The sequence below is a fragment of the Streptomyces sp. NPDC058812 genome, from assembly GCF_042744565.1.
Classification (GTDB): domain Bacteria; phylum Actinomycetota; class Actinomycetes; order Streptomycetales; family Streptomycetaceae; genus Streptomyces; species Streptomyces thinghirensis.
Genome location: NZ_JBHYOB010000005.1, coordinates 337101 through 354750, shown reverse-complemented (window position 1 = coordinate 354750; position 17650 = coordinate 337101). Strand labels below are relative to the sequence as shown.

At 72.0% G+C, this 17650-nt stretch carries 13 protein-coding genes and 1 pseudogene; 7 read left to right on the top strand and 7 right to left on the bottom strand.

The window, feature by feature from the left end:
* Positions 1–19 precede the first annotated feature (19 nt).
* From fabD to ACFW48_RS13460, 6 genes are all read right to left on the bottom strand, one after another.
* The gene (fabD, locus tag ACFW48_RS13485; protein ID WP_386313797.1) at positions 20–892 is read right to left on the bottom strand and encodes an ACP S-malonyltransferase; all 873 of its coding nucleotides are present in this window, start codon (positions 890–892) and stop codon (positions 20–22) included.
* A gap of 66 nt (positions 893–958) precedes the next feature.
* A complete protein-coding gene (locus ACFW48_RS13480) occupies positions 959–1612 on the bottom strand; it encodes a hypothetical protein (protein ID WP_386313794.1) in 654 nt (217 codons plus the stop codon).
* Complete coding sequence (locus tag ACFW48_RS13475) at positions 1609–3045, bottom strand: PfaD family polyunsaturated fatty acid/polyketide biosynthesis protein (protein WP_386313792.1); 1437 nt, start codon at positions 3043–3045, stop codon at positions 1609–1611. Before ACFW48_RS13475 ends, ACFW48_RS13480 begins: the two co-directional genes overlap by 4 nt.
* Before the next feature lie 17 nt (positions 3046–3062).
* Positions 3063–3563 carry a hypothetical protein gene (locus ACFW48_RS13470; RefSeq protein ID WP_386313790.1) on the bottom strand — a complete coding sequence of 167 codons (501 nt, stop codon included), beginning with the start codon at positions 3561–3563 and terminating at the stop codon, positions 3063–3065.
* Between the two features lie 70 nt (positions 3564–3633).
* A complete protein-coding gene (locus ACFW48_RS13465; protein ID WP_386313788.1) occupies positions 3634–4134 on the bottom strand; it encodes a hypothetical protein in 501 nt (166 codons plus the stop codon).
* Positions 4135–4636: 502 nt separating this feature from the next.
* The gene (locus ACFW48_RS13460) at positions 4637–7486 is read right to left on the bottom strand and encodes an AAA family ATPase (RefSeq protein WP_386313785.1); all 2850 of its coding nucleotides are present in this window, start codon (positions 7484–7486) and stop codon (positions 4637–4639) included.
* An 802-nt stretch (positions 7487–8288) separates the two neighbouring features.
* On the opposite strand from ACFW48_RS13460, the gene ACFW48_RS13455 reads away from it, so the two are divergent.
* The 7 genes and pseudogenes from ACFW48_RS13455 (at position 8289) to ACFW48_RS13425 (ending at position 15663) form a co-directional block, all read left to right on the top strand.
* A complete protein-coding gene (locus ACFW48_RS13455) occupies positions 8289–9182 on the top strand; it encodes a putative sugar O-methyltransferase (RefSeq protein ID WP_386313783.1) in 894 nt (297 codons plus the stop codon).
* A 206-nt stretch (positions 9183–9388) separates the two neighbouring features.
* On the top strand, positions 9389–10960 hold the full coding sequence (locus tag ACFW48_RS13450; protein WP_386313781.1) for an ABC transporter substrate-binding protein: 1572 nt from the start codon (positions 9389–9391) through the stop codon (positions 10958–10960).
* Entirely contained in the window at positions 10957–11916 is a 960-nt protein-coding gene (locus tag ACFW48_RS13445; RefSeq protein WP_386313778.1) for an ABC transporter permease, read from the top strand. The genes ACFW48_RS13450 and ACFW48_RS13445 overlap by 4 nt, the downstream gene beginning before the upstream one ends.
* Positions 11913–12731 carry an ABC transporter permease gene (locus tag ACFW48_RS13440; protein ID WP_386313775.1) on the top strand — a complete coding sequence of 273 codons (819 nt, stop codon included), beginning with the start codon at positions 11913–11915 and terminating at the stop codon, positions 12729–12731. Before ACFW48_RS13445 ends, ACFW48_RS13440 begins: the two co-directional genes overlap by 4 nt.
* Positions 12728–14302, top strand: coding sequence for an ABC transporter ATP-binding protein (locus ACFW48_RS13435; RefSeq protein ID WP_386313773.1), 1575 nt, complete (start codon positions 12728–12730; stop codon positions 14300–14302). The genes ACFW48_RS13440 and ACFW48_RS13435 overlap by 4 nt, the downstream gene beginning before the upstream one ends.
* Before the next feature lie 260 nt (positions 14303–14562).
* Positions 14563–14833 (top strand): annotated as a pseudogene (locus tag ACFW48_RS13430) (diaminobutyrate--2-oxoglutarate transaminase); the annotation flags it as partial.
* 155 nt (positions 14834–14988) lie between these two features.
* Entirely contained in the window at positions 14989–15663 is a 675-nt protein-coding gene (locus ACFW48_RS13425) for a LysE family translocator (RefSeq protein ID WP_386313770.1), read from the top strand.
* 469 nt (positions 15664–16132) lie between these two features.
* Here ACFW48_RS13425 and ACFW48_RS13420 read toward each other — a convergent pair whose 3' ends face one another.
* Complete coding sequence (locus tag ACFW48_RS13420; RefSeq protein WP_386313767.1) at positions 16133–17611, bottom strand: hypothetical protein; 1479 nt, start codon at positions 17609–17611, stop codon at positions 16133–16135.
* Between the last annotated feature and the right edge of the window lie 39 nt (positions 17612–17650).

Genomic DNA, 17650 nt, shown 5'->3' with positions numbered 1-17650 from the left:
TGCCTTCAGTCCTTCCGGGTCAGCTCGACGCAGCGGTGAGAGCCGGCCGTCCGGCGCGGATCTGAGCGATCAGGCCGGTGAGGACCTGGCCGGGCCCCAGCTCGTGGAACTCGGGCTCCGGCTGGTCGAGGAGGTACTCCACCGACTCCGTCCACCGCACCGGGCTGGTCAGTTGGCGGACCAGAAGTGCGGCGGTCTCGGTGTCGTCGTAGGGACGGGCCGTGGCGTTGGAGATGACGGGGATGCGCAGCGGGGCGAACCGGTAGCCCCGCAGGAACCGTTCGAACCGGGCGGCGGCCGGGGCCATCTGCCGGGCGTGGAAGGCCCCGCTGACCTTCAGGGGGACGACGGCTCTGGTCTCCTCGCCGAACAGGGTCATGGCCTCGGCGACGGCGCCGGGCGGGCCGGAGACGACGGTCTGTTCCGGGGCGTTGAGGTTGGCGATGTCGACCTCGGGCGCGCCGCCCCGGGCGAGGATCTCCCGCACCCGGTCGGCGGTGATACCGAGCACCGCGGCCATGGCCCCCGGGCCCGCGTCGGCCATCGCCGCGGCGCGCTCGGCGACGAGCTCGACCCCGGTGACGAAGTCGAAGGCGCCGGCCGCGAACAGGGCGACGTACTCGCCGAGGCTGTGCCCGGCCAGGAGGTCCGGCAGCCGGCCGGTGGTGCGGACCCGGTCGACGTACGACAGGGACCCGACCACGTACATCGCGCACTGCGTGTAGCGCGTGTCGGAGAGGCGCTCCTCCGGGCCCGCGAGGCACAGCTCCTCGATGGAGTACCCGAGGACCGCGTCGGCCTGCCGGACGAGGTGGGGGTAGCTCTCGAAGAGCTGCCGTCCCATGCCCACGCGGTGGGCGCCCTGACCGGGGAAGACATGGATGACCGTCACTTCCAACCCTTCTGTGGGGGCGTTCGGCGGGTGCTGTCCGGACGGCACGGAGGGCCGCCGGGAGCGTCATGCGGCTTCGGCGGGCCGGGGCGTGCGCTCGGGCAGCCCGAGGTTGGGGAGCCCGAGGTAACGGGCGTTGAGGTGGAGGAGGGGCTGGATGAGCACGTCGACGCCGACAAGGAAGCAGACGGTGCCGACGCCGACCGGGCCGCCGAGCAGCAGCCCGCCGGTCATCAGCACGACCTCGATGAGACCTTTGGTGGCCCACAGCGGGAGACGCCACTTGCGGGTCATGGTGATGGCGAGCACGTCGATGGGGCGGATGCCGAAGCCGCCCATGATGATGAGCGCGGAGCCGTAGGCGCACAGCAAGGTCGCCGGCGGGAGCAGCAGGGGTCCCTCGGCGCCGAGGCGGCCCGCGGGCTCGGCCCACATCAGCAGGTCGATCACGCTGCCGCAGAACAGGAAGGTGAAGAGGGGCGCGAGCAGCGGTCGTCGGCGGTTCCACAGCGCGGACACGCCGAGGCAGACCACGGCCACCCCGGCCTGGGCGATGCCGACCGTGATGGTCATGTGCTCCTTGAGGCCGAGCGCGAACACGTCCAGCGGGTCCGTGCCCAGGTGCGAGTGGATGAACAGATACGCCCCGCTCGAGAACACCAGGCAGCCGAGCAGGTAGACCAGCAGGGCGCGCTTCCGCTCGTGCCGGGCGACGGTCACCGGACCGCTCCTTCCGGTATCGCGTCATCGCTGCGGGCGGCCGCCTCCTCCAGGCGGCGCTGCCACAGCCGGGCGGCGCCGTCCATGAGGAGTTCGGCGAGTTCGTCCACGTGCCGGGCGCGCCAGTCCTCGCGTGCGGTGCCGCGCAGCAGGCCGTTGAGGGCGCCGAGGGACGGACCGCAGGGAATCTGGTAGTCGACGCGCTGCTCCGCGGCACCGCTCATCGCGAGCCGGGCCGAGTGCACGAAGTACCACTTGAAGGTGAGGATCATCCTGAGCTTCGGGTCCTGTTCGGCGGCCGCGAGCTGGTCGGGGTCGGTGCGGGCGAGATGCCCGGCGGTCTCCTGCCACACCTCGTCGAAGCTGCGGCGGAAGTACTTCTCCTGGATCTGCCGGGCGGTCCGCTCGTCCAGTTCGTCGAGCGAGTTCAGACGCAGGGACAACTCGTAGAGCTTGTTGGCGCGGGTCGGGAAGAGCAGTCCCCTGCGCAGCACCTGCGCCTTGGCGCCGATCTCCAGCATGTCGCCCGCGGGCACGATCGCGGTGTCCTGCACGCCCGCCTGCTGGAGCATGTCCTTGGCGGCGTCGCTCGTGCCGGCCTCGACAGTGCACTGGTTGATGCTGCCGGTCAGGACGAAGTCCGCGTTCAGCATGAAGGCGGCGGCGACCGCCTCCGGCGTGCCGATACCGCCCGCCACACCGACGCGGACGGCCCCCGCGCCCGTGAAACGCTCGGCGGCGATCCGGTCGCGCAGCCCCACCATGTCCGGCAGCAGCGTGATCAGTGGCCGCTGGTCGGTGTGGCCGCCCGAGTCGGCCTCCACACACAGGTCGTCGGCCATGGGGATACGGGCCGACAACTGCGCCTCCTCGGCGGTGACCCGGCCCGCACGCAGCAGGTCCTGGACGACGCCGGGCGGGGGCGGGCTCAGGTAGGCCTCGGCCGTCTCGGGCCGGGACACCTTGCCGAGCACCTTGTGGGGGACGTCGACGCGGCCGTCGGTGGTGCGGGTCAGGCCGGTGATCCGGTAACGGACCAGGGCGGGTGACATCCGGATGAAGGCGGCCGCCTCCACCCGGCGGACGCGACGTGCCAGCAACAGGTCGACCAGTTCCTCCTCCTTGCGCGGCGCGCCGGGAGAGGACAGCAGGTTCATGCCGTAGGAACCGTCGCTGCCCACAGCCGCGTTGAGGGCGCGGATCACCGACTCGACGCGTTCCGGGCGCAGTCCTCCGGTGCCGAAGTAGGCGAGCAGGCCGGCGCGAGCCATGCGGGCGACCATGTCCTGGGAGGCCGTCCCCTTGAACATCGAGCCGGCGACATAGGCGTAGCGCACGCGGTGGTCGCGCCGGAAGGCGGCGGATCCCAGGTGCTCGGGCCGCAGTCGGCGTGCCGTGGTGAGGGTGGGGGTTAGGGCGCCGTCCTGGTCCATGAGTGTGAATCCGGCTCCTACTTGGCCGTGGCGTTCTCGAACCGGTCGAAGACCGCGGGGATCTCCACCGCGAGGTGGCGGTACAGGTGCTCGAGGGTGGCGATCCGCTCGCGACGCTCCGGCGGGGCGTCCGCCAGGACCTCCAGGCCTCGCTCGAGGACCGCGTGGAACCTGGGCATGTTGACGAGGGAGTAGCGCACGGCCTTGGGCCAGTTGCCCTCGGGCAGCCACATCCAGTAGTCGTCGGTGCCGGGTTCGTCGCGCCGTTCGAAGACGCCCGGGGTGACAAGGAGTTTCGCCACGTGGTCGACGTCGTCCCGGGTCACGCCCAGAGCCTCGGCGATCTGGCCGGCGCGCTGCCGGACCGGGGTGCAGATCATCAGGTAGCCGAAGACATATCCGTAGTTCCAGGCCATGTTGTCGGTGTTCCGGTAGTGCTGGGCCACCTTGTGGACGAAGCTGCGTTCGCCTTCGGTCAGGCCGGGGGTCAGGGGTGGCTGGTCGGTCAGTTCGGTCATGGTCGTCCTTCGGCGTGTCGTCGGTACGGGAGAGCCGGGAGGGAGGGACGTGGGGGGACGTGGGGGGGGGTCAGGTCACGGTCGTCGGGGGCTCGTACCGGTCGAAGACGGCGGGCAGTTCCTCGCCGAGGTACCGGAAGAAGCGCTCCATGCTCACCAGTCGGCGGCGGCGTTCCTCGGGTTCCCCGTCGAGGACCTGGAGGCCGTGTTCCATCACCGAGTGGAAGGAGGGCACGGCGAGCATCGAGTGCTGCACGGTCTTGGGCCAGACGTCGATGCTCATCGCCAGCGCGTACTCGCCGTCGGGCAGGTCCTTGTGGGTGAGTACGCCCGGCGGCACGAGGAGCGCGTCGATGTGGTCGACGGACTCCCGGCGCACGCCGAGCGCCTTGCACAACTGAGTGGCCGACTGCTCCACGGGGTCGCAGATCATCAGCCAGCCGATCAGGAAGCCGTGTTCCCAGGCCATGTTGTCCGTGTCGCGGTAGTGCTCGGCGACGCGGTTCACATAGTCCCGCTCGTCCTCGGTGAGTCCCGGAGTCGGCGGCTTCACATCCGTGGGTGCTGTCATCAGGGCGGCCCTTTCGCCGGAGGTGCTCGGGGGGACGGCCTTGAGCCTCGCCTCCGCAGCGGGGACCGGGCACCAGGGGACGCCCCCAGCATTGCCGGCCCGGGTCCCCGGGCGCCGGACGCTCGGGGGCGGACGGCCGCCCAGCGGTTGGGCCGGCCGGGTACGGGGAGGGCGGACGCAGAGGCGGGGCGGTGCGCGGCCGGGCTGGGAGCCCGGCCCCGAGACGGCGGACGCTCGGGGGCAGGGGCAGACGCAGACGCAGACGCAGACGCAGACGCAGGGGCAGACGTAGGGGCAGGGGCTGAGCAGTCGGGCACGCCGAAGGCCCCGGACGATCGGTCACACCGGCGTCAGCCGGCGGCGCCGGGCCGCCGGCCGAGGCGGGCAGCACCGCCGCGGTGCCGGGCACCGGGCCCGACGCCGCAGCGGGAGGCCACGGGAGCACCGGACCACCACAGCGGCGCCGAACCACCGGCCGGCCCGGCAGCGCCGACTCACCCGCTCAGGAACTCCGTCGTACCGGCGCCTCGTCGAGGACGAGGACGCGCGGGAGTTCCGAGCGCTTCGCGATGCCGAGCTTGGCGTAGACCTGGCCCAGGTGCCATTCGACGGTCTTCACCGACACATACAGCTCCCGGGAGATCTCCTTGTTGCTCAGACCCTCGGCAGCCTTCTGCGCGACGCGTTCCTCGGCTGGTGTCAGGGCCGTGCACAACCCGCCGCCGATCCGCGCGAGGCGCGTTCCGGCGAGCCGCAGTTCGGACCGTGCGGCACCCGCGACCGTGGCCGCCCCGATGCTGTGAGCCAGCTCCAGCCCCGCCGTGAGCGGCTGCCGGGCCTGGACCCGGTGGCCTGCTCGGCGCAGCGCCGAGCCGAGTTCGACCAGCGTGCGCGCACGCTCCAGCGCGTCGGGCAGGTCCTCCAGCAGACGGTCGGCGTCCTCGAGGCGGGCGAGCCCCTTGTCGCCGGTGACGCCGGCCAGGGTCCGCAGCGCCACGGCGAGTGGTCTGGCGGCGCCGAAGGCACGGCACCGGTTGACCTCTTCCAGGACGAGGTCGCGGGCGGCGCGCACACTTCCCGTGACGGCGAGAGCGCGCGCGGCGTCCGTGAGGTACTCGGCGGTGGCGGACGGATAGAGCCAGCCCTCGGCCAGCGCGAGCGCCCGGCAGGCGAGCAGTTCCTGGAGGCCGTCGTCGTCCCGGGCGAGGCGGATGCTGAGCCGTCCCCGGGCCAGGCGCAGCGGCACGAACGGCGCGGCGTCCGGCAGTGTTCCGGCCAGTCCGGTGGCCTTGAGGAGTTCCTCCGCCTCGGCCGACCGGTCGGTTTCGATCAGGCAGTGCACGAGGACGGCGGCGGCCACGGGGACACCGACCAGTGTCAGGGAGGTGGCGTGGTGGTCGCGCAGAACGGACCGGGCCACGGTCTCCGCCTCGGTGAGCCGTCCCGTGTCGAGCAGCACCCGGGCGCGCATGCTCTCAGCGGTGGTCTGGGTGAGGAGCCGGCCATCGCGCGACGCCTGGCGCACGACCTGCGCGAGGACCTGTTCCGCGGCCGGCAGGTCGTCGCACTGGGCGAGCATCCAGGCGGCGAGGGACACGGGCGGCAGTTCCATGTCCTGGTCGGGCAGTCGTACTCCGTCGGCGACGGCCGCGCCCGCGAAGCGGGCGACCCGGCCGACGGGCAGCCCACGGCTCCACGCCTGGACGGCGGCGTGGGCGCGCGTCGCCCCGGACGGCAGGTCCGAGGCGACCGTGGTGCGCGCGCCGCCCCTGGCCATCCGGGACAGCACCGGTTCTATCAGTCGCGCCCGGGTGGCCACGGCGTCGTCCCGTTCCGCGGCTGCACCGCGCGCCTGGCGCGCGACGTCCGCCGCCTCTGCGTACCGGCCGGTGGCGGCGAGGGCGAGCGCGAGATCCGACCGCACCGCGCGGCTGACCTCGCGTTCCGGGGAGTGGTGCACCGCCTCCGCCAGGTGGCCGACCGCGGCCCGGTCCCGTGCCAGCAGTTCCGCGGAGCCGAGCTGGGCCAACAGGTGCGCCCTGGAGGTTTCGGGCGCGGGCTCGGCCAGGGCGCGCCGCAGATAACGCACGGCCGTGGCCGGCTGGCCGGTCCGAACCGCCTGGCTGGAGGCCGAGCGCAGTACGCGCACCGCCCACGGCGGCACGCCGGGGCCCGTGCGGCAGATGTGCTCCGCCACCGTGGCGGAGTCGGCGTCCGCCGCGTGCAGGCTCGCTGCGGCCCGGCGGTGGGCCAGGTGGCGTTGCTGTGTGGTCATGTCGGCGTAGACGACGTGCCGGGCGACGGAGCTGCGGAAGGCGTAAGGCGTTCCCGCTCGCAGCAGCCCGGCGTCGCGCAGGTACTTGGCGGCCTCGTCGGCCCTGTTGTCGTCGAGGCCGGCCACGTCCACGCTGTGCTGGGGTGCGGCGTCGGTGTCCAGGACGGCGGTCGCGTGGGCGAGGGTGACGGCCGCCTCCGGCAGCCGGCCGATGGACCGGCGGACGTCCCAGGCGATGGAGGTGGGGCTCAGCAGCCGGATACGCGGCACGGCCGACGCGGTCGGCAGCAGGCCCCTGACCGACATCTCCTTCGCCAGCTCGATCAGGTGCAGCGGGTTGCCCTCGGTGATCTCCATGCACCGGCTGACGACGGATTCGTGCGGCGCGACGCCCAGTTGGGCGCTGATCACCTCGCGGGCGGCGTCCGCGCTGAGCGGGGCCAGCCGAGCGACGGTGGCCAGCGGCGAAGTACGGGCGGACATGATCAGATCCTGGGCGGCGTCGTGCGAGGACGGGGCGGGCGCATGCGCCAGAGCGACGAGGACCGACTCGCCTTCCAGCCTGTTGATGAGGTAGCTGATGAAGTGCAGGGAGAAGCGGTCGGCCCACTGCGCGTCGTCGATGACGAGCAGCAGCGGCCGGCGTGCGGAGAGGTTGCAGCAGAGCCAGTACAGCCCGTGCACCGCTGCGTAGAGTTCGTCCTCACCGAGCGAGGCGAGGCCTCCGTGGTGGTGCTCCTGGTCGTAGTCGAAGAGCGTCCGGATCAGCGCGGCGGGGCCGGTGAGCACAGCCCCGTCGCCCGTCCCGGCGGCGTCGGCGGCCAGCAGGCGCTCGAAGAGCTGACGCACCACGGTCCAGGGGAAGTCCCGCTCCAGCTCGCTGCCCCGCGCATGCAGCACCATGAAGCCCTCGCCCTCCGCGGCGCCGCGGAGGGACTGGAGCAGACTGGTCTTGCCAAGGCCTCCGGCTCCCTCGAAGGCCAGGACGGCGCCGTCACCGCTCATCGCCTGTCGCAGTGCCAGCTGCACGAAACCGAATTCGCGATCCCGCTCCAGTAATCTGCTTTCTCGACGCACGAACTCATCCCCCTTGGGCTCATGACCACGAATTGATGCAGGCTCATATCACAAAGCGGATCACAGAAAGAATGACGGAATGGCGAGCCAGTGGACCGACACACAAGAGTCGAAAGGCGGAAATATCAAGGGCTACAACAGTACAAAACCCCTCCCGCATTCTTCAATGACTACGGAATCAAGCATTTCGACGCATTATCCGGCGTTCAACATCTAACCCCGGCACCTCGACGCCAGGCAAGGATTCATAACAGCCCTGACCAAACAGCAGCACTTGACAGCCGCGCACTCCGCCGCGACTCTGGCCCACACCCAGCGGGCCTCCGCGGTGACGCCATGCGTGGCCGATACGTGAAGGAGCTGCCCAACCAACCCGGAGATCGCGGCCCTCTCCACTCGTTCACCGCCGGATCCCCACCTTTCGTCTCCTCTCACCGAATCCACCCCGCTTCGTCACCTGATGCCCCGTGCGAAGCATCGGAGCCGGGCCCTACCGGTGGCCGAAACGTTTCGGCTCGCCCCGGTGGCCAGGCCGCTGCCTTCTCGCCGGTGGCTGATGTGCGCGATCGGTACGGAAGCGCCTGTCCGTCGGTTGCGGTCTCTTCGTGGTCAGTGCTGCGCAGGATGCCGATGCCATCAGGGTCGGCCCGGCAGCGGGAGGGTGACCTTCCGGCAGTATCGTCGGCGCACCGCGGCGACAACAGGGGTATGCCCCCGGCAGCACCCCCGGCCCTTGGCGCCAGTGCTCATGCCAGGGGCAACCCCGGTGGACACGCGCCGCCCCGAGGGGAACCCTTCAGCCATGGCGCGGACCATGCTGGGCGAAGCGACCGACGGTCTCACCGGCTTCAAGTCCGACGGGAGGAACCCTCACCTGCCCCTCCGAGGGCCGGGATCGAACGAGGCCCAGGTCAGATACCTCGAGGCTCTGCTCTACGAACTGGCCACGCGGCTCGGTGCCGGCGAATGGGAGAAGATCCGCAACATCAGAAGGCGCGAGATCGGGGATCCACTCACGGTACGCGTGAACGGGCAGACCGTGTGCCTGGACTATCTCCAGGCGGTGCTGGAGCTGGAGTTCATCGAGAAGGAACTGGACCTCCAGGACACCTGGATCATGGAGATCGGATCCGGATACGGGTGCATCTGTCATGCGATGCTCTCCAATTACGACATCGCTGGATACGCCATCATCGGTTCCCGCGACACACTGACGCTCACCCGAAGCTATTTGCGTGCGGTTCTGAGTGATGCCCAGTACGCCAAGGTCAGGTTCATACGGGTCACGGAGGCCGCCGCCGCGCTGAGATCGTCGCGTTTCGAGCCCGCGGTCTTCGACCTGTGCGTCAACGTGCAATCCTTCACCGAAAAAAGCCTTCGCCCCGCGCGGGCGCATCTCGGCCTGATCGACCGCAAGTGCACGGCGTTCTTCGCGAAGAGCCCGGTCGGAACGTACGCGGAGCCGGCTGTGGCCGCCCACCGGCGGAGTGGCGCGGAAAACCGGGCGGCGCGCGCGAACGGACCGCTGCGGCAACTGGCCGACCTCCACGGCACCGAGGCCGTCGAGGCGGCGTCCGCCGACTTCCGCGTCGCCCACCGGCCGGGCCCCGCCTGGTCCTGTGCCGCGGACGGACGGGGGGTGCCGTGGAGCCACTTCTGGCAGGCGCTGTACAAGAAGGCCTCCGTCCGCCCGTGACACCCGGCGCCCGGCGTCACCGCCTTTCCGGCCGCGCTGGCCTCCCCGCGCCGTCGGCCGGGCGTTGACGGCAGCTCAGGTCCCGGGGCGAGGTGGCCGGGGAGATCCCCCGGGGGTGCGCTGGGGGCCGCCCCTGGGGTGGCCGAGCCCTGCGGTGACCAGACTCCGTCGTGCCCCCAATCACTGTGCCCCCGGAGGTACCACCCATGTCCGTACCCTCGATACCCGTCAGCCGGCGCCGCGCCATGGGCGTGGCGGCGGTCGGTGGTGCCGCGCTGGCACTCCCGCTCCTGAGCGGGTGCAGCGACACGGACGAGGCGGCCACGCCCCGCGACGACGCGCACGACAGGCGCCCCCAGCGCGGAGGAACGCTGACCGCCGCACTGGCCGGTGGCGGCCCGGCCGAGTCCCTCGACCCGTTCTCCGCGGCGAGCCCCGCCGACTTCGCGCGCAACCGCGTCGTCTACGACGTCCTCTTCTGGTCGGCACAGGACCAGGTCCGCCCCGGCCTCGCCCTCTCCGCGACCACGGCCCGAGGCGGTACGTCCTTCACCCTCAAGCTCCGCAAGGGAGTCGTCTGGCACGACGGGACCCCGTTCGGGGCGAGGGACGTCGCCTTCACCCTGCGCTACGTGACCTCTCCGGAGCGCCAGTACCCGAGCGAGCTGACCGGCTACATCGACTCCACCGGGATCGAGACCGAGGACGAGCACACGCTGGTGGTGCCGCTGCGCCGCCCGATCGGGGACCCGGCAGGCCTGCTGGCGGCCAACCAGATCTTCGTCCTCAAGAACGGCACCACGTCCTTCGAGGCGGGCAAGGTCATGGGCACCGGGCCGTTACGGGTCACCGACTTCGCTCCCGGCCGCTCCAGCACGCTCCGCCGCTTCGACGACCACTGGGACGGCGCCCCCTACCTCGACAAGCTCGTGGTGCTCAGCGTCAACGACCCGCAGGCGCGGGTGAACGCCGTCCGCTCGGGACAGGCCGACTTCGCCGCCGCTCTGCCGTACACGGAGGCGGCCAAGGGGCGGGGCGACGGGGCGACCGAGGTGCGCAAGGGCACCGAGAGCGAACGCACCGGATTCGGGTTCATGCTCACCACGGGCCGCCCGCCCTTCGACGACCCCCGCGTACGCCGGGCCGTCCGCCTGGCCGTCGACCGCAAGGCCCTGGTCGACACCGTCCTTCTGGGATACGGCGAGGTCGGCAACGACCTGTTCGGGGCCGGCGCGCAGTATTACGCCGACGATCTGGAGCCGCTGCCGCGCGACCTGGACCAGGCCCGCAGGCTGCTGCGCGCCGCGGGAGCGGACGGCACCGAAGTGACGGTGCGCTCCGCGGAGATCGAAACAGGCTGCAACGCGTCGACCGAGATGTTCGCCGAGCAGATGAAGGACATCGGCCTCAAGGTACGAGCCCAGACGGTCAGCGCCGCGGAGTTCTTCGACGTCAAGGCGATGGCCTCGGTCGACGCCGTCACGTTCGCCATCTACGGCTTCCCGCTGCAGTCCATCTACACCCGGACCGCGCTGCGGCCCTCACTCGCCTTCGGCGACAAGGAGTTCAAGCGCGCCCTGGCCGACGCGATCGCCGTCCGCGGGGAGGATGAACGGCAACAGGCCTGGCGCCGGGTGCAGACAGCCATGCACGACCGGGGCAACTGGGTGGTGTGGGGCTTCGCGGACACCCTCAGCCTCACGCGCGACCGGGTCCGGGGCATCACCGGCCGCGGCACCGCCAAATACCCGTACCTGGGCAAGGCCTGGCTGGCGTGACCGGCGGCCTGCTGCGGTTCGTCGCCCGCCGCCTCGGCGTCTGCACCGGGCTGCTCGCCCTCCTCAGCCTGGTCGTCTTCGTCGGCGTGGACCTGCTGCCCGGTGACCCGGCCACCAGCCGCCTCGGCGACCGGGCCAGTCCCGAGCAGATCGCCGCCGCACGCGACCGCCTCGGCCTCGGCGACCCGCTCTGGCAGCGGTACGCGGACTGGGCCGGCGGCCTGCTGCGGGGGGATCTCGGCGCGTCGATGCTGAGCGGCGTGCCGGTCCGCTCCCTGATCGCCGACCGGCTCGGCAACTCCGCACTCCTCGCCGGGCTCACCCTCGCCGCCGTCGTACCGCTGTCCCTGCTGCTCGGCGTGTGGGCCGGCATGCGGCGCGGACGGTTGCCCGACCGTGCGGTGTCGACCGTGGCCGTCATCCTGGTGGCGCTCCCCGAGTACGTGGTCGCGGGCGGCCTCGTCCTGGTGCTCTCCGTGTGGCTCGGCTGGTTTCCCGCGGTGTCGGTGACCCCGGCGGCCGGAGGGCCGCCCCTCGATCCCCGCCTCCTCGCGCTGCCCCTGCTGAGTCTGCTGTCCCTGTCGCTGGCCCACGCCGTGCGGGTCATCCGGGCGGCGACGGCGGCCGCCCTGCGCGCCCCGCACGTCGAGACAGCCGTACTCAACGGAACGCCCCGGCGCGCCCTGTTGCGCCGGGCCGTCCTGCCCGCCGCACTCCCGGTCGCCGCGCAGATCTGGTGCGTACTCGGCATCGGCCTGGTGGGCGGCGCCATCCTGGTGGAACGGGTCTACGGCTATCCGGGGATCGGTGAACTCCTCGTCAGCTCGGTGCAGTCGGGCGACATACCCGTGGCCCAGGCCCTCGCCGTGCTGCTCGGTGGTGCCACGCTCCTCGCGCTGGCCGTCGCGGACATCGCCGTCACCGTCACCACTCCCTGGAAGAGGACCGCGCCATGACCCTCCGCTCCGCGCCCCGGCGCTCCCGCGGCGCGCTCGCCGCCTGCGCCGTGCTGGCGGCCGTCACGCTGTTGGCCCTCGCCGGGCCCTGGCTGGCTCCGCACTCCGCCACGGAGATCGTCGGCAGACCGTACGCGGCGCCCGGTCACGGTCTTCTCGGAACCGACCAGTTGGGCCGCGACGTGCTCTCACGGGTCCTGCACGGCGGGCGCGGGGTGCTGCTGACCGCCGCGGTCACCACCGTCTCGGGGGCCGTTCTGGGTGCGGCCGTGGGGCTGACCGCCGCACTGGCCGCGGTGCGCCGCCCGTGGGTGGACGGCCTCGTCATGCGTCCCCTTGACGCACTGCTCGCCATCCCGCCCCTGCTGCTGCTCCTGCTCTTCCTCACCGCGGCACCGGGCCGATGGAGCATCGTCGCGGCCGTGGTCGTGGTCAGCCTGCCCCTGTCCGCACGCGTCGTCCGGGCGGCGGCGGGGCCCGTCACCCGGCGCGCCCATGTCGAGGCCGCGCTCGCCCGGGGCGAGCGGCTGCCGTGGCTGGTCGTCCGCGAGCTGCTGCCCTTCGTGGCCGGGCCGCTGCTGGCCGACGCGGCCGTCCGGTTCGTCCTGAGCGTCTACCTGGTGGCCGCGGCCGGGTTCCTCGGCCTCGGCACCGGGACGGCCGACTGGGGCGTCCTCATCGCGGATGCGCTGCCCGGCGCGGAACTCCAGCCCTGGGCACTCGCGGCGCCGGTGCTGCTGGTGGCCGTACTGGCGGTCGCGGCGAACGTCCTGTCCGACGACATCTCCCGCCGCTCCCGGGCGCTGCAGGCATGAGCGCCCGGGAGCTGCCCCTGATGGCCGTCGAAGGGCTGACCGTCACCGCCGCCGACCGCGTCGTCCTCGACAAGGTGAACCTGACGATCCCCGAGGGTGCCGCGGTCGGCCTCATCGGAGCGTCCGGCTGCGGCAAGACGACCACCGCCCTCGCCGTGCTCGGGCACCTGCGCGACGGCATGCGGCGCTCGGCGGGCACGGTACGCGTGCGGGGTACCGAGGTCTTTCCCGTGCCGCCCTGGCTGCGCGGCCGGACGGTGGCGTACGTCCCCCAGGACCCGGGCCACGCGCTCAACCCCTACCGGCGCGTCGGAGCGGCGCTGCTCGACTCCCTTCCGGTGCCGCCTGCCCGGCGCGAACGCCGCGGACTGGCCGGCGAACTGCTGGCGCGCGTGGGGCTGCCCGGGGACCACGACTTCGCCCGGCGCTACCCCCACCAGCTCTCCGGCGGACAGCAGCAGCGCATCGCCCTCGGCATGGCCCTCGGCCGCTCCCCCGCCCTGCTGATTCTCGACGAGCCGACCACGGGGCTCGATCCGGCCACCAAGGAGGGCATCGTCGACGAGCTCAGGCGCATGCACCGCTCCGGCACGGCCCTGCTGTGGATCAGCCACGACGTCGACACCCTGGCCCTCTCCGTGGACCGGGTCGTCACCATGGCGGACGGCCGTCTCGTAAGTGACCGGCCGCCCGCTGTACGGGAGCGGGAGCGGGTGACGCTGATCGCCCCGCCCGGCGGTACGACACCGCCCGCCCGGCCCCCCGGGGACGCCGACGAGCCCGCGGAGACCGAACGGTCGGCGCTCCTGGCGACCGCCGCCGTGCCGTTGCTCTCCGTCCGAGGGCTCACCACCGGTTACTCCAGGGCCCGCCCCGTCCTGTACGACGTCGACGTCGATGTGGCGCCGGGCGAGTGCGTGGCCGTCCTCGGTGTCTCCGGCACGGGCAAGACGACGCTCGGCCGCTGTCTGGCCGGGCTGCACCAACCGCATGCCGGTGCCCTGCTGCTCGACGGCGAACCCGTCCAGTGGGACACGCGCCGCCGCACCCGCGCCCAGCGGGCGGCCGTGCAACTGGTGGCCCAGAACCCGGCCGAGGCGCTGCACCCACGCCAGACGGTACGCACCGCCCTCGTCCGTCCGCTGCGGCTGCTGAGCGGGAACACGGAACGCCACCAGCTCCGTGCGCAGGTCGACCGCCTGCTGCACATGGTCCGGCTACGACCGGGGCACGCCGACCGCCTGCCCGGGGAGCTCTCCGGGGGCGAGCGACAGCGGGTCGCACTGGCACGGGCGTTGGCAGCCGGCCCCCGGGTCGTCGTGTGCGACGAGAGCACATCGGCACTGGACTCGGAGACCGAAGCCGAGATCCTTTCCGTACTGGACACTGCCAGACGGGATCTGGGTCTCGCCGTCCTGCTCATCACCCACAGCCTCGACGTGGCCGCCCGGGCGGACCGCCTCCTCACCGTGAGCGACGGCCGGATCATCGCCGCGGGCAAGCCCGCCGGGCTCCCTGCCCCTGTGGCCCGGGCCGTCCCTTCGAGCCCCGGCCCGGCAGGCGACGGCTAGCTAGCTAGGGAGCGTCGTTCGGATCTTGCCGGCGTCGCGGGGCGTGGCACGCGCGTCCGCGGCGTTGTCGTCGATTGCCAGGGCTCCGCCCTGCCGCCCTCCTCCGCCTTGCAGCCGCACGCACCACGCCCCGCTCGGGCGGACTGAAAGGCGCAGTCTCTCTCAGCCTTCCGCGTCAGGAGCTGGTCCTCGCGCCGCGCGGCCCGGACCACCGCTTCCCGTTCCCCGGGCCCTGGGCCCGGGAGCACGGCACACCGCCGATCGTGGATGACATCCAGGCGGGCTGCGGGCGCACGGTGCCGTTCTTCTCCTTCCCAGTGATCCGGGATCGTCCCCGACGTCGTCTGCCTGCCCACGCCCCCCAGCGGGTACGGGACGCCCATGGTCCTGACGCTGATGCGCCCCGAGTACGACGTGTGGAAGCCCGGCGAGCACAACGGCACCTTCCGCGGCCACAACCCGGCGTTCGTCCCCACCGCCCGGGGCGAGCGGGTGGGCGCCGCCCTCACCGCCCTCACCGCCCTCACCCGGACCGCCCACCGGTGCGGACGCCCCGCCCCGCGCGCCCGGGGGTCTGGCCCGGGCCCGCGCTTCGACCGTCCAGCCTGACAGGCCCGGGCGCTTCGGCTCCCGGAGCAACTTCCCCGGCGGCGCACCGGCCGACGGACCCGATGAACGGAGAGCGGATGTCGGTCGACCTCGTCGGCTTCCTCGGCGTCGTCCTGGTGGCGTACGTGGTCCCCGGACCGGACTTCCTCGTGGTGGTGAGGGCGGCGGCCGAGCACCCGGCGAAAGGACGGGCTGCGGCACTCGGCGCGCAGGCCGGTCTGTGCGTGCACATGGTCGCCGCCGCGGCCGGCCTGTCGGTGATCGCCGCCCGCTCCCCCATGGTCTACGACGCCATCAAGCTCCTGGGCGCCGCCTACCTGGTCTACCTGGGTGTGCGGGCGGTCCTGACGGCCCGGCGGACCGCCCGCGAGCGGTCTCACGGTCGGGAGACGGCCGCCGATCCCCGGGACAGTCCACACTCGCCCCCCTCGCTCCAGGGCGAGCCGGAACCGCACCGTTGGCGGGCCGGCTTCGCCCAGGGGTCTCTCACCAACGTGCTCAACCCCAAGGCGGCACTGTTCTTCCTCAGCATCCTGCCCCAGTTCGTCGACGGCGGCGGCTCGATGACGCGGCAGATCTTCTTCCTCGGCATCCTCGACGTCCTCATCGGCATCGTCTACTGGTTCGCCCTCGTCACCGTCGCCGCCCGGCTGGGTGCCCTCCTCGCCCGCCCGAAGATCCGCCACCGCTGGGAGCTGACCACCGGCTGGCTGTTCATCGCCATCGGCATCGGCGTCGCCACGACCGCCTGACGGCGAGGCGGCCGTCCGCGGGTACGGCCGGCGTGGAACCGCAGACGGCGGAGCAGGACAGGTCGAGGGGCAGGGGGGCGGCAGCTGATCGAGGGCTTGGTTGATCAGCCCCAGCAGGAAGTTGGGGGTGAACGTCATCGTCACACGGTGGGCATCGATCAGACGGAGGAAGTGCACCGGATCGGCCGGCACCGTCTCCGGTGTCGCCCTGGACCGCGGGGAGTTCCTCACGTGTCCGACTGTCGGTCACCGCGAGCGGCCCCTCGGGCAGGGTGTGCACGTGGTCCAACTGCGCCGCCCAGCGCTGCGGGTCATTGCGGATGGGCACCACTTCGGGATCTCCGCCGCGGCCCGCGTCAGCAGCCCGCCCAGGCCGGCGCTCTCCTCGCGTGCCACGTGCCCTGCCTTGGGCGGGGCTTCTCACGTGGCGCTCTGGGCGAGCGGTACGAGGGGAAGGGGAGCGGGCGCCTCAGCGAGGCACGCCCGCGGGGAAGCCGAAGTCCTTGAACAGGGGGGTCTCTCCGTGCTGCGGCCCCCGCATCCGGAGGGCGAAGCTGACGAGGGCATGGTTCAGCATGTAGAGCCGGTGCTCCTCGCGGCCTCCCTCGGAGAGCCGGTCGATGACCCAGGCGACGGGGGTGGCGCCGTCGTAGGCGTCCCTGGGCTCGAACAGAAGGTGGGAGGCACCCACCTCTGCCAGTACGTTGAGCGTGTAGGCGAACGGGTAGGGACGGTTGATCCGGTCGTCGTCCGTACGGTCCAGGTCGGGGAAGCTGTCCACGACCCGGTCGAGGCTCTCGCCGCTGATCAGGTCCATGCGGCCGCTGAGCATGGCGGTCTGGATGATGTAGGCGTAGGAGATCCCGTTGAGGAAGTAGTTCGCTCCGGGGTCGATGTCCGTCCACTGGCCGACGACGTCCTCGACCAGTGCTGTCAACTCCGGTGTGTCGGCGTCGAGCCGGCCGAGGTTGTGCAGGGCGATGAGGTAGTAGAGGCCCATGTGGGTGCGCTCGACGGGAGTGATGCGGCCCAGCAGTTCCTTCGCCTCCGCCAGCCGGTCCCGGCCATGGGTCAGGTACTCCTGCGGCCGTCCGCTCATGGCGATGGCGTTCAGCGTGGTCAGGAGCGGATAGATCTTCGTGAAGCTCTCCGACATGGGCTGCGGGAACGCCGGGTGGTTGCCCAACTCGTCCGCGCGGTCGAGGTAGTCGAGGAGTTCCTTGAGGTGGTCCCGGCCCTCGCCGTGTATGTAGCGCTCGTACCCGAGCAGCGAGATGACCGAGAGAAGCGTGGCGCCGCCGCGCCCGCGGAAGAACGGGGCCGGGATCTTCTCCAGCAGGCCGAGCGCTTCGCGGATGTGGTTGCGCCGCCCGGCCACGAGCCGGTCCTTGAGGCCCAGTTGTCCCAGGGCGAGGAAGACCGCGGACCAGGCGGACAGCTTCTCGTAGTGGCCGTGCCGTCCGGCGTTTTCGTCCTTGATCCGGTCTGGCTCGATCGTGTCGACGACGGCCAGCATCTCGCCGGGGAAGTCCGTCTCGGCGTTGACCAGCAACGACCTGTGCAGGCCCAGCTTGGCGAAGGCGTCCATCAGGATGCAGCCGGCCATGAGCCGGAAGTACGGGTTCTCCTCGGCACGGACGGCGTCCAGGATCGGGCCGATGTCCTGTTCGACGACCGGGCGGCGCAGAGCGCCGGGGTCCACGATGTCGAGCACGAGGTCGGCGAGCAGCCGGGAGAACCGGGTGTAGGCGTTGCGCTCGACTCCCTTCGCGGCGAGTAGATCGAAGGTGTGCCGGATCCGCGCGGCCCCCTCGGGGTCGTACGCGATGGGGTACTGGCCCAGGCCGATGCCGCGCACCATGCGACTCCAGGGGGTGGCGAGGATGCGGGTCTCGTTGGACAGGTGACGCAGGCCGTCCACCGGGACAGGGAACGAAGCGGATGTCATGTGAAGAGCCTTCTGTAGTGCTGACTGACGGATCCGGCT

Bases quoted from the DNA above. Each gene is read 5' to 3' on its own strand.
- ACFW48_RS13475 (WP_386313792.1), bottom strand. From the start codon at position 3,045: ATGGACCAGGACGGCGCCCTAACCCCCACCCTCACCACGGCACGCCGA.
- ACFW48_RS13470 (WP_386313790.1), bottom strand. From the start codon at position 3,563: ATGACCGAACTGACCGACCAGCCACCCCTGACCCCCGGCCTGACCGAA.
- ACFW48_RS13465 (WP_386313788.1), bottom strand. From the start codon at position 4,134: ATGACAGCACCCACGGATGTGAAGCCGCCGACTCCGGGACTCACCGAG.
- ACFW48_RS13455 (WP_386313783.1), top strand. From the start codon at position 8,289: ATGGCGCGGACCATGCTGGGCGAAGCGACCGACGGTCTCACCGGCTTC.
- ACFW48_RS13450 (WP_386313781.1), top strand. From the start codon at position 9,389: ATGTCCGTACCCTCGATACCCGTCAGCCGGCGCCGCGCCATGGGCGTG.
- ACFW48_RS13440 (WP_386313775.1), top strand. From the start codon at position 11,913: ATGACCCTCCGCTCCGCGCCCCGGCGCTCCCGCGGCGCGCTCGCCGCC.
- ACFW48_RS13435 (WP_386313773.1), top strand. From the start codon at position 12,728: ATGAGCGCCCGGGAGCTGCCCCTGATGGCCGTCGAAGGGCTGACCGTC.
- ACFW48_RS13425 (WP_386313770.1), top strand. From the start codon at position 14,989: ATGTCGGTCGACCTCGTCGGCTTCCTCGGCGTCGTCCTGGTGGCGTAC.
- ACFW48_RS13420 (WP_386313767.1), bottom strand. From the start codon at position 17,611: ATGACATCCGCTTCGTTCCCTGTCCCGGTGGACGGCCTGCGTCACCTG.